We start from the raw sequence: 13,254 nt of genomic DNA, 5'->3' as shown, positions 1-13,254 counted from the left end.
CAGACATCAACCGTCTTCGCGCCCGCCTCCTGCTCCTTCAATATCCCGATGATCTGTTCTTCCGTGAACCGTGAACGCTTCATTCGTCCGTCTCCTCGTTGTGACGGACTCTACCAAAATCTGGAGGAAGTTCAGGGTCTCAGGTCACCTTCGGTGTGATCGGCGGCGGGCAAGCAGCGCACAGAAATACTCAAAGCGACAGACGGTCGATCGAAGAGTCAAGAGTCTTAAGAGTCTTGGGAACGATAGAAGAGCGATGCCGTTATTCTGCGCGACTGCAGCACTGAAGATCGGCTATTTGTAGCCCCCACCTCAACTACCGAATGTATCAATTAGCTTGAGCTCGCAATAATTGCATGATATGAATCATCCATTGTTCAATGTGGCCGATGATCCGCCACGCATATTTTGATTGATGTTTCAGCCCGTTGCCGGGCGCCTTTTCGATTGGGCGCATGGCGGGGCGAGAGGGGATATTATGATTGGTTTGCAGGCAATTGCAGCTGCGTTTCGTAAGCTATTTGTTTTGAACGGCACGGCATGGTCAGCGCGCTTCGCGGCGATGGCCCTCGTGCTTACCATTTTGCCTAGGCTCTTGACCTCTTTCGCTCACATTGGGCGCGCGCTGCGACTCGCATCAGTGTGGCGAGGCAGGGGAGCCTCGTCGCGCCAATCCAGATCGTTTTCCGCCAAACAACACCGGAGTATTGGCTTTCTGCAGTTCGCAGTAGCCGTCGTGGCGCTGCTCGTCTCAATCGCGGCGCGGGCACAAGATGTGCCGACATGTGATCAAGTCGTAGGTGAAGGTGCTATAGATGTCTTAATGTACCCTCTGACTCCATCCCCGCCTGTCTCGCAAGGTACGCAAACTACTGTGGAGTTCTTTTCACCCGGCTCACTCGATGTATTTGTAGCATATGGTGATATTTACGCCAATGGTCTCGTCGTCGGTCGGGGAGACACGTTCGACACCTGCACCGACCAGCGTGCCTACAATTGTTTGTTCTGGAAGGGGCAACTGCCGTCAGGCGATTTGGATGTATGGGTGCGGGGCTATGCGAGCAACAATCATTATACAGGGGAAATTATTTGCTATCAAGACTCCAATGACGCTCCTTACACGGTCATTCCCCCCAGCTCCACACCAACCGTACATCTTGACGTGCAGCCGGAAGACGGCAGCACGTTCGGTGACACGGTGACGATGACCGCGACCTTCAGCAACCTCAACGGCCAAAGCGTCGACGGCCAGAGCGTCGACTTCTACGACGGAGGTACGAAGCTCGGCTCGGCCAATGTCAGTGGCACGACGGCGACCTATCCGACCAGCGCGCTCACCGCCGGCAGCCATAGCCTGAAGGCGCATTATAACGGCAATGGCAGCACGCTCAACGCTAACGATTCCAATGTCGTCAATTATAGCGTGAGTAAAGCGACGCCGACGGTTGACCTCGGCGCCCAGCCGCAAAGCCCCAGCACGTTCGGTCAAACCGTGACGCTGACGGCGACTTTCGATCAGGACAGCTTGCACGGCCAGAATATCGATGGCGACACCGTCGATTTCTACGACGGGGCCACGAAGCTCAATGCCGACCCAGTCAAGATAACTGGCGGGCAGGCGCAATACCTGGCCACCGGGCTGGCGGCGGGCAGCCATACATTCAAGGCGCATTATAACGGCGACGCCAACCTCAATGGAAACGATTCCACTCCTGTCAATTATACCATAAACAAAGCGACGCCGAAGGTGATCCTCACGCCCCAGCCGTCAAGCCCCAGCACATACGGTCAGACCGTGACGCTGACCGCCACATTCGATGCGGACAGCCTGCATGGGCAGGACGTCAATGGCGACACCGTCGATTTCTACGACGGCCAGACCAAGCTGAATCCGAAGCCGGTTCCCATCACCGGCGGGCAGGCGCAATATCCGACAAGCACGCTCACAGCCGGCAGCCACACACTCAAGGCGCACTATAACGGTGACGCCAACCTCGTTCCGCAGGATTCGGATCCTGTGCCCTATAGCGTCGGTGGCAAAACGACGACGACGAGTCTGTCGATTACACCGTCTTCCACCACAGTCGGCACTGTGGTGACGCTGACCGCCACGGTGACGCCGGCCACCACTGGCACCGTCTATTTCTGCGAGGCCGCAGCCAAGCTGTGCACCGATATCAATCGCATCGGCGAGGCGCAGCTCGACAACGGAACGGCAACGCTCAAATTCTTTCCCGGCATCGGCAGCTATTCCTACACGGCGCAATTCGCCGGCACGCAGGAATCCGCGGCATCGACGTCGAGCGCAGAACCGCTCACCGTGACCGGCAAATACGCCACCAACGCCACGCTCGGCACGCCCACCGGCAATGGCCCTTACAGCCTTCCGGTGACGGTAAACGGCGTCGTACCGTGGCCGGTCAACCTTTCGCCCACCGGCCAGGTGAACATCATCGATACATCGAACAACCAGCAGCTCGGCAGTGCGCAGTTGCCTACCGCGTCAAAGCGCGAGCTGAATCTCCCGACGGCGCAGACCCTGACGGTCGGCAAGAACCCGCAAGCAATCGCGTCAGGATCCTTCGATTATTATTATAACGCCAGTCTTGCCGTGGCAAACGCGGACGACAAGACCGTCACGATCTATCCCGGCGGGGGCAATGGCAAGGTGTGGGATACTCCGCGTACGACGTTGCAGGTTCCCAATGCGCCGACGGCGCTGACGCTGGCCGACTTCAACAATGACGGCAATTTGGATGTGGCCGCCGGCAATGGCCCCCAGGTGAGCATCTATCTCGGCAACGGCGATGACACCTTCGGATCGGCGAAGAATACGCCCTTTGCCGATACGTCCTACGGGACGAGCCTGGCCATGGCGGTCGGCGATTTCGACGAGAACGGCACGCTCGATCTCGCCGTGCCGGCGTACAATGGCTTCTCGGGGGCCGGTGCGGTGATGGTCCTGCTCGGCGATGGCAGCGGCGGCTTCACGGCGAAGGACCCTATCCTGAGCGGCCAAGTGACCGACGCGGTCGCGACCGGCGTCTTTACCGCCAGCGGTCATCTGGATCTGATCGTGGCCAATCAGTTTGATAGCACGGTCAATTTCCTCATGGGCAATGGCAACGGCACCTTCCAGCCGGCGGTGCCGGCGACGACGGACTCTTCCTATTACCCCGAGTTGGTGGGGGTGGCGGACTTCAATGCCGATGGCATGCTGGATTTCGCGGTGGGCAGCCGTGGCGCTGGATCCAACAGCGCGGTTCGAGTCTATCAGGGTCATGGCGACGGCACCTTTACCCTGAAGGCCACCAACACATTCACCGTGCAGAATGCCGAAGTGAGGCTTGCGGTCGGTGACTTCAATGCCGACGGTCATGCCGATTACGGCGCGGCTGTCGGTCAAGAGATCCAGGTCTGGTTGGGCGATGGAAATTTCGGGTTTACGGCGGGTGCATCGGCAACACCGGGGCAGGATCCACTCTCCATCACCAGTGCCGACTTCAACAATGATGGGATCGCCGATCTGGCGACGGGCAACTCAACCAGCAACAATGCGACGATCGTGCTATCGCAACCAACCGAAGCGGTGAGCGTGACGGTAAACAATGTGCCGCAGCCGATCGGGACAGGCACGCACAATGTGCAGGCCCATTACGTAGGCGACACGCACTTCAATCCAGTCGATTCCAATACGCAGCCGCTCACCGCTGTGAAGGCAACGCCGACAATGCACCTCACCCCCCAGCCGCCAAGCCCCAGCACGTTCGGCCAGACCGTGACACTGACCGCGACCTTCGACCAGGACAGCCTCCACGGGCAGAAGGTCGATGGCGATACCGTCGATTTCTACGACGGCCAGACCAAGCTCAATACCGACCCGGTCAAGATAAATGGCGGGCAGGCGCAATATCCGACGAGCACGCTCGCAGCCGGCAGCCATTCACTCAAGGCGCATTATAACGGCGGCGCCAATCTCAACGCGGCGGATTCGAGCCCGGTCTCCTACACGGTGAACAAAGCGACGCCGACGGTGAAGCTCAACGCCCAGCCGCCAAGCCCCGGCAAATACGGCCAGACCGTGACGCTGACCGCGACCTTCGACCAGGACAGCTTGCACGGCCAGAAGGTCGATGGCGACACCGTCGATTTCTACGACGGCCAGACCAAGCTGAATCCGAAGCCGGTCACGATCAGCGGCGGGCAGGCGCAGTACCCGGCCAGCGGGCTGGCGGCGGGCAGCCATACATTCAAGGCGCACTATAACGGCGACGCCAACCTCAATGGAAACGATTCCAACACCGTCCCCTATATGGTTGGCGGCGCGCCGGGCACGCTCAAGCTCTCAGTCGGGCCGCAGCCGAGCGTGAGCGTCGGCACGATGGCGACATTGACGGCGACGATCACGCCGGCGACCACGGGCACCGTCTATTTCTGCGAAACGGCGGCGAAGCTGTGCACCGATATCAACCGCATCGGCGAGGCGCAGCTTGACGGCAAGGGAACCGCGACGTTCAAATTCTTCCCCGGCATCGGCAGCCACTCCTATACGGCGCAGTTTGCCGGCTCGAATACGGTCGCTTCTACGACCTCCAACACGGCGCCGCTCACGGTGACCGGCAAATATGCCAGCGCGACGGCGACCGGCAAGGTGACGGGCAATGGGCCCTACAGCATTCCGGTGACGGTGAGCGGCTTTGCCCCGCCGACGGCGAAGCTCGCACCGGGCGGCGTGGTCGACATTATCGACACCACCGTCACTCCCAACCAGACGCTCGGCAGCGCCACGCTGAGCGGCGCCGCGGTGGATGGCGTATCGGCCAATCCCCAGAACCTGCCAGCCGGCAGCTCGCCCTATTCGATCGCGGCCGGTGATTTCAACAGCGACGGCATCGCCGATATCGCCGTCGCCAACTCCGCCGACAAGACCGTCACCACCTATATCGGCACGACCGACGGCAAATTCGCGCCCTCGCCGAAGACCTGGGGCACGAGCGGCACGCCCTATCCCATCGCGGCGAGGGATTTCGACAATAACGGTACGGTCGATCTGGCCATCGGCAACAGCTCCAACCTCACCGTATTCGCCGGAGACGGACAGGGCAATTTCGACCATGGCGGCGTCAACACGGCGGTGAGCGACTTCGTGGGTTTGGTACCAGGCGATTTCGACAATGACGGCATTCTCGACATCGCGGTCATCCACACATCGAGCACGCAGGTCTATCTCGGCAACGGCAAGAACGGATTTACGGCGGCCGCAACATCGGCGCCCTATGGCAGCGACAACAGCCACTATGCTTTCGGCGCGGCCGCCGGAGACGTCAACAAGGACGGCACGCTCGACCTGATCATGCCCGACGGCAATGGCGGGAATATTTGGGTCCTGCTCGGGGCGGGAGACGGGACCTTCAAGGGTAGCCCGAACCACTATAACACCGCGGGCGCAACTGTGCAGACGGTGACTCTCGCCGATTTCGATGACAACGGCACGCTCGATTTCGCCGCCACCGTTGAGAATTACAGCACCAACACCGTCGTAGCGTTCTATTCCGGAAAGGGCGACGCGAACGGCACCTTTACCCAAGAGACCTCCGCCACCATCGATCTGGGCGCCAGCTACCTCAATGCCTCGGTCGTGGCCGGCGATTTCAATGCCGACGGCCTCGCCGATGTCGCGGTGGCCCGGCACCAGAGCAACACGCTTGCGGCCGAAATCTTTACCGGCAACGGGCAGTGGAAATTCACGAGTGCCGCACAATTCACGCCGGGAAGCTGGGCGGTGTCGCCAATCGTGGCCGATTTCAACGGCGACGGCTTCTCGGACGTCGCCGTGGCCAATGTCGGCAGCGCCAATGTGTCGGTGGGTTTCGTGCAACCGACGGTGACAATAAACGTGACGGCGAGCAATGTCGCCGTTCCCGTCGGCGCGGGCACGCATGACGTCCTGGCCCGGTATGAAGGCGACGCGCATTTCAACATGCGCGATTCTGCTACCCTCCCGCTCACCGGGAAGGCGCCGCCGACGGTCACGCTTTCACTGCCCAAACAGGTGGTTGTAGGCAATGAGGTCTTGCTGACGGCCACGGTGACGGATGGAAATACGCCGGTGACGCAGGGCACCGTGTATTTCTGCCAGTACCAAGCCAAGCTGTGCACCGATATCAACCGGCTCGGCGAGGCGCAGCTCACCGCGCCCCATGGCACGGCCACGCTGACCATTCGCCCGGGCATCGGCGCCACCGGCGCCTATCAGTACATCGCCGTCTTTGCCGGCACCACGGCCGAGCCGGCGGGCGTTTCCACCGCGCAGCCTCTTTCGGTGCGCGGCGCCTACGCCACGATAACCACGCTGGGCAAACCAACCGGCAACGGCCCCTATAGCGTGCCGGTCACGGTCAGCGGCATCGTCCCCCCAACGGCGGACCTCGCGCCATCCAAAACCGTCGATATCCTCGACACTAACAATAGCGGCTATCTCCTCGGCACCGCGACGCTGCCCGGCACCAAAGCCGCCACCGACCTCATTGTCGCCGGCACCGCGACGCTCGCCGCCGGCGCACAGCCCAATTCCATCGCAACAGGCGATTTCAACGCCGACGGCATCGATGATCTGGCCGTGGCCAACCATAACGACAACACCATCTTCATTTATCTCGCCGGCAGCAACGGCACCTTCCCCCCAGCGCCGTCTTCGACGATTTCCAATGTCAGCGGCGCCCGGCCTATCGCGGTCGGCGACTTCACGAATGACGGCAAGCTCGATCTCGTCGCCGGCGCCAATTCCAACCTCAGCGTCTTCACCGGCAGCGGCACCGGAACCTTCAACACCCCGCCGGTCAACAGCCCGGCGAGCGACTTCGCCGCCTTCGCGGTCAGTGATTTCAATCTCGACGGCAAGCTGGACCTCGCCGTCGTTCATAGCGCCACTCTGCAGGTTTATCTCGGCAACGGCGCCGGCAGCCTTACCGCGACCGGCACCCCGGTGCCGCATGGCAGCGATATGGCGAATTATGCCACCAATGCAATCGCCGCCGATTTCAACCAGGACGGCAAGCCCGACCTGATCATGCCCGACGGCAATAGCGGCAATGTCTGGGTCATGCTCGGGCAGGGCACCGGGACTTTCGAAAGCGATTACAGCCAGTTCGCACTCGGCGAAACCACCACCTCGGTCGCCGTCGCCGACTTTGACACCGATGGCCGGCTCGATTTCGCCGCCAGCGTCGAGAATTATAGTAGCGCCGGTTTCATCGCCGCATTCAAGGGCAGCGGCGACGGAAAGACGTTTACCAGGCAAGACACCGCCAACTATTCCATCCCCGCCTGGCAGAACAGCAATCTGGCCGTCGGCGATTTCAATGCCGATGGCTTGGCCGATATCGCTGCCGCGATTTACAATAGTACCACCTCCAGCACCGTGCAGCCTCTCATCGGGGCGGGCAGCGCATGGACCTTCACGCCGGCAAAGGACGCGGCGATACAGCCTCAAAACAATGCGATGTCTCCCGTGGTCGGCGACTTCAACGGAGACGGGTTCAGCGATGTGGCCGTCGCCAATCCGGGCAGCAACAGCGTGAGCGTGGGACTGCTCGAACCCATCGCGACGCTGAGCGCCACGGCGAGCAATATCAGCGTGGTCGGCACCGGCACCCATGCCGTCCAGGGCCATTATGAGGGCGACGGCGTGTTCGCCCCCAGCGACAGCACCGCCACCATGCCGGTTCCCGCTGAGCCGGTGACTGTCCAGATGACCATGCAGCCGGCGGACGGCACGCCGGTGGAGGCCAACCAGGACCTCCCCTTGACCGTCACCCTGGCGCCGGCGACCGCGCAGGACCATTCGGTCGACGATCTGCTGGTGACCATCACCAACAAAACCACCGGCGAGCAGATCGGCCAGCCGCAGCATCCTTCGAAAGGGGCTGTCAATGTGACCATCCAGGCATCCCAGCTCCAGCAAAACGCCAAGAACCAGATCGAGGCCTCCACACCGGGCAATGATTATTTCACTGCCGCCTCGGTCACCAACACATACCCCGTCGGGATGCAAAACACGCCCCAGCCGACAGGCCGTGGCAAATGACGAAAAGCCGCCGACGTCTCAGTGATGTGGCGGCTCAAGAGCAATCGATATAGGGGGTGGAACAAGAGATACTGCAAAGCAAAGACGTATAAATTTATCATTTCAAAGCTATCGCAACGATAGCCTATGGAGGTTTTTCCATGCGTAAGAGTTTCTGGGTTTCAATATTGATGACAGCGATGGCGGCGGGGTTCGCTCCGATCGCCGAGGCGGCTCCGACCGCTACCACGACTGCATTATCGGCCGCGCCCACTGGGACGCAGCCTCTGGGCACCGTCATTACTTTGACCGCGAAGGTGATGGCTGGCGTTACGCCGGTCACGAAAGGCACGGTCAAGTTTTGCATCGGCACTGCAGACTTGAAGAAGTGTAACGGCCACGCATTGCTCGGCACGGCGCAGATCAGCAGCACGACTCCGGGCGACGCCACGCTGAAGCTCGTCCCGCCGCTCGGTGCGAACAACTACTACGCCGTGTTTCTGCCGACGACTACGGATGCTTCCTCGGCTTCCCCGGTAGCGACCGTGACTATCAATGGGGGCAAGAGCACGACGGCGATCAAGCCGTCATCGGGCAGCGAGGGTAATTACACGCTGTCTGCCGAGGTGAGCGGGATCGGCGGAAAAGCTGCGCCGACGGGCACGGTGGCCTTCCAGGACGCGAGCAATAATCTCACCACGATCGCGACCGCAACGCTCAGCAACCCATCCCCGCCGACCGCCGCGTTTGCCTTCCCGTCCTATGTTTATTCGTCCTTCAGCAGTCTCACGCAGGACGCGGCTTTTGCGGATTTCAACAATGACGGCTACCGCGACGCGGCCTTGCTCAGCAATAATAACACGGGACTGGGGGTCCGGGGAAACGTCGCCACGATTTATCTCGGCGGCGCCGATGGAACGCTGACGCTGAAAACCATCGTTCCCCTGGCTCTCGATCCCGATGAATCGATACAATATGATGCGAACAACATCGTTGCCGGCGACTTCAACAATGACGGTTTGCTCGATCTGGTGATCGGTTACCGTATGTCCAAGGCGATTGCCGCATTCCAGGGCGCGGGTGACGGCACTTTCACGGGACCCAAGCCCCAGGCATCCACCGCCGGCAATACGTATGGGCTCGGCGTCGGCGATTTCGACAGCGACGGGGTTCTCGATCTAATTGTCCTCAACACTAAGGACGGTAGTACTCCCGGAAACCTTCAGTTTTTCAAAGGCAATGGCGGTTTTGGGTTCACGAAGACCGGAAATCCGATCACGGCAGCCGCGGATCCCGCCAATGTCGATGTGGCGGATCTGGACGGGAACGGTGCGCTCGACGTAGCCATCACAAATGATAGCGACAGCGGTCCGGGCGAACTGATTGCGATGCTCGGCCAGGGAGACGGTACATTTACCGCCACGGCAGGTTGGACGCAGACTGCCGGCAGCTATCCGGGTGAACTCGTAGTCGACGATTTCAACGAAGACGGACAGCCGGATGTCCTGGTCGCCAATGCCGGCGAGAAGAGCGTGACGCTGTTCTACGCAAAAAACCCGGCGGACGGAACCTTCCCGACATCGAAGACTTTCGCCAATGTGACGAGCAACCATCCGGACGATGTTGCAAGTGCCGACTTCAACGCGGACGGTTTTCTCGATTTCGCCGTCGCGGATGCCGACGGCAATAGCGTGACGGTGCTTCTCGGCCAGTCGGGAGGACAAGCCTTCACTCCTTCCACGACGATTTCGACCGGTGGTTTTCCAGACCAGCTCGCAATCACCGACCTCACCACCGACGGTGTGCCCGATCTCGCCATCAAGAAGGCGCAGGACAACAGCCTTGAGATCCGGCCTACGGTCCTAGCCACGTCGGCGACGGCCACGGCGGCCGGCGTCTCGGTCGTCGGCACCGGCTCTCATAACATCGTAGCGAGTTATGCCGGCGATCCCACCTATGCGGCGTCGGCCTCGCTCACAGACGTGCCCCTGACGGCTGAGAAGGTGCCGACGGTGCTCACGCTCGATCCGCCGGTCCCGTCGACCATTATCAGGGGACAGACCGTAACGTTCACCGCCCGCCTCTCGCCCCACCAGGTGCAAGGGCACGAGGCTACCGGGGAGGTCGCGTTTAGCGGCTCCTGGGGAGGACGTCCTCTCGGCAGCGCACCCTTGGTCAACGGTGTCGCCACGCTCACGACAACCGTGAGCGAGGGTGTGGGCAACTATACGATCTCGGCCACCTATCCCGGCGATGCGAATTTCGCAGCTCCCACGGGACAGACAAAGCCGCAACCGCTCAAGATCAACCCGGCACCGCAGCCCACGACGACGAGCCTAACCCTCACGCCCGTGACGGGCACACCTGGCCTAAGCAATCTCGTTACGCTGCAAGCCACAGTCAAAACCGTCGCAGGCCAGCCCGTTACGAGCGGCACCGTAAACTTCTGCGCTGTGTTGGCGCGCTTCTGCACAGGCGCGAATCTGATCGGTTCGGCGCAACTCGATCAATCGGGAACCGCAACGCTCGACACTTATCTGGTGGGCCAGGCCGCCAACTGGTTCCGTGCCGAGTTTGTGGGGACTGTTGCGGCGCTGCCCAGCAATTCGGATCCCGAATCTGCGCCCGCGGTGCCGACCGGGCGGTATGCGACGACGACGGCCATGGCGCCGGACCCGGACGGAAGCGCCGGCAATTGGACGCTCTACGCCACAGTGACCAGCAGAGGCGGAGCCTTCCCGCAGGGGGATGTTACATTCCTTGACGAAAGCAACACGGCCAATGGGAATCCCTGGCCGCTCGGCACTGCCTCGCTCGGTGCCCCAACGGCGCCGACATTCGGCTTCGACACCGAGAAGCCCGTTGCGGCGGGGGCGAGCCCGGCTGCCATTGCGGTGGACGACTTCAACTCAGACCACCATCTTGATCTCGCCTCCGCCAGTCCCACGGACGGCAAGATATATTTGCTCAAAGGCGACGGCAGCGGAAATTTCTCTGCCTTTCCGACCGCCTCCTTGCCGCTGGCAGGAGTCCAGTACGTCGTGGCGGCGGATTTCGACGCCGACGGCAAGATCGACCTGATGGCAGCCGACCCCGCCAACAAAAAGGTCGTGCCCTATAAGGGCGATGGCGCGGGCGGGTTTACCCAGCAACCACCTCAGGATGCCGGGACCGCGCCCACTGCCATCGCAGTGGCGGATGTGGACGATAATGGCACCCTCGACCTGGCTGTGGTGAGCCGTGCGGAAGAGAAGGTTGGAGTGCTCCTCAACGAGGGCAGCTTCACTTTCTCGCCCGCGAGCGGCTCTCCGTTCGCGCTGGAAAGCGGTGCTGCGCCGCAGTCCGTTACCGCCGGCGATTATGACCGCGATGGAGCCATGGATATCGTGGTGGCCGACACGGGCAAAGGCGACATCGCCTTGCTGAAGGGGAATGGCGATGGAACGTTCACGCCTCCGACCTATCAAGCGATGAATCCGGCTCATAATCCGCAATTCATCATAACGGGAGATTTCGATAACAACGGGTATCCGGATCTTGCCACGGCCAACAATGATGCAACGGTGTCGGTGCTGCTGAATACGGGTCTGTTCTCCTTCCACCAGCAGCCGGATGTAACAACCGTCACTGGCGGGCAATCGAAGGCGCTCGCCGGCGGAGACTTCAATGGTGACGGAAAGCAGGACCTTGCGGTGTCCGATGGGGCTAAGAATCTCCTGACCGTTTTGCTCGGCAACGGTGACGGTACTTTCCGAACCCCACCAGCCAATAGCCCGCCCGGCGCCGCAGCCGGCGGTTTTGTCGTGGTGGGAGATTTCGACGAGAACGGTCAGCTTGACGCGCTCATGGCCACCGCGAGTGCCAATGGACGGCTCATCCGGCCGCTGATCACCACCTCGGCGCAGGCAGAGCTCACGAATGTCGCGATAGCCGGCCCGGCAAGCGGCCAGCATAATATCGGCGCGAGCTATGCAGGAAATGCGCAATATCTGCCCAGCAAGGCAGAGGCGACCAAATCGCTCGCTACGGCACCCTTGACCATGCAGGTGGATGCATATGCGAATCCGTCGGACCCAGCTCCCGGCGAGCCTGTAATCATAACGGCTCAGGTCGTTCCGCCGCCGAATGGTTCCACCCAGGGCCACACCTTTACCGGAAGGCTGCAATTTGTGAACCACACCAACAACGACGCGGTGCTGGACGAAATTCAGGTAACTCCGACCGGGCTCGCAGCCTACAAGACAACAAGTGGGGATCTTGTGACAGGTGCCAATACCATTGTCGTCAATTATCTCGATGACCCGAATTTCACAGGCTCGGGTCAGGTGACGGTCACCGTGCCCGGTGAAGCCGAATCAGACGCGGTAAAGTAAAAACGGATGCTGGCGGCTCCGTCGATATTGCGGGGCCGCCTTACACTATTTCACTTTTGACGGAAATGCCGGGCGGCTCTCATCCCATTCCGCGCAGCGGCAGGTACCTCAACGTCGCCTAGGCGACCACCTCTACCCCGCCAAGCGGGAGCGGAGAACGCCAACCTATCTGACCCTAGCGTTCTTCTTCCCTACATTCGAATCCATCTGCTGTCATCCTTTCCCTTAGAGCCTGCCAGAGATAATCGGAAACGGTTCTCCCTGGGCCGTCATTCTCGGGCTTGTCCCGAGAATCTGCGACGTCATGGTTTGCCTGAACGGTAATTGTTTTGATTTTCTTATGGCAGATTCTCGGGACAAGCCCGAGAATGACGGCCGGACGGCGGACGAGGCGTTATCCCGCCGTGCTTCAGTGAATTTCTGACAGACTCTAATCACAGTTGCGCACAAGAATTGCAAAAGAAGTGATACAAGTAAATGTCAAAGTATTTTATAAAAAAGTGCCGTCTCCCTCTAGACACCATTGTAATACTTTAATTTTTAAATATTAATTCTCATATTACGGAATAATACTCATATTCTAGCTCCTGCAGGCTGCGGGACATGCCGGCTGGAAAATCGTATTATGGAGAAAGAGGGGAGCATGAAGCACGGCAATGGCGTGAGGGGAAGGTTCTGTCTCCACCGAAGGGCGGGATGCCCTAAGGTTCCCGCGCCGCGCCAGCGGGCGCGATTGAAATGGCTTTGCGCGGTTTCGTGCCTGGTGTTGGCTATTACTCTCACAGGAAGGTCTTCTTCGTATGCCGCTGATTTAAC

The 13,254-nt window shown here is 60.5% G+C and carries 3 protein-coding genes; 2 read left to right on the top strand and 1 reads right to left on the bottom strand.

Going from position 1 to position 13,254, the window contains the following annotated elements; translation table 11 throughout:
- On the bottom strand, window positions 1-83 hold an 83-nt coding region (locus ACOWVG_RS18550; RefSeq protein WP_354542348.1), incomplete at its 3' end, for a transposase.
- A gap of 332 nt (window positions 84-415) precedes the next feature.
- On the opposite strand from ACOWVG_RS18550, the gene ACOWVG_RS18545 reads away from it, so the two are divergent.
- Window positions 416-8,086: an FG-GAP-like repeat-containing protein gene (locus ACOWVG_RS18545; RefSeq protein ID WP_420963845.1), complete on the top strand. Its 7,671-nt coding sequence runs from the start codon at window positions 416-418 to the stop codon at window positions 8,084-8,086.
- Between the two features lie 140 nt (window positions 8,087-8,226).
- The gene (locus ACOWVG_RS18540) at window positions 8,227-12,438 is read left to right on the top strand and encodes an FG-GAP-like repeat-containing protein (protein WP_420963843.1); all 4,212 of its coding nucleotides are present in this window, start codon (window positions 8,227-8,229) and stop codon (window positions 12,436-12,438) included.
- The last annotated feature ends 816 nt before the right edge of the window (window positions 12,439-13,254 follow it).

The sequence above is a fragment of the Brucella sp. IR073 genome (assembly GCF_049065735.1).
Classification (GTDB): Bacteria; Pseudomonadota; Alphaproteobacteria; order Rhizobiales; family Rhizobiaceae; genus Paramesorhizobium.
The sequence above is the reverse complement of the archived record's forward strand: the minus strand, read 5'-3'. Positions and strand labels throughout refer to the sequence as shown.

Coding starts and splice junctions, on each gene's coding strand:
- ACOWVG_RS18545 (WP_420963845.1), top strand. CDS start 416: ATGTTTCAGCCCGTTGCCGGGCGCCTTTTCGATTGGGCGCATGGCGGG.
- ACOWVG_RS18540 (WP_420963843.1), top strand. CDS start 8,227: ATGCGTAAGAGTTTCTGGGTTTCAATATTGATGACAGCGATGGCGGCG.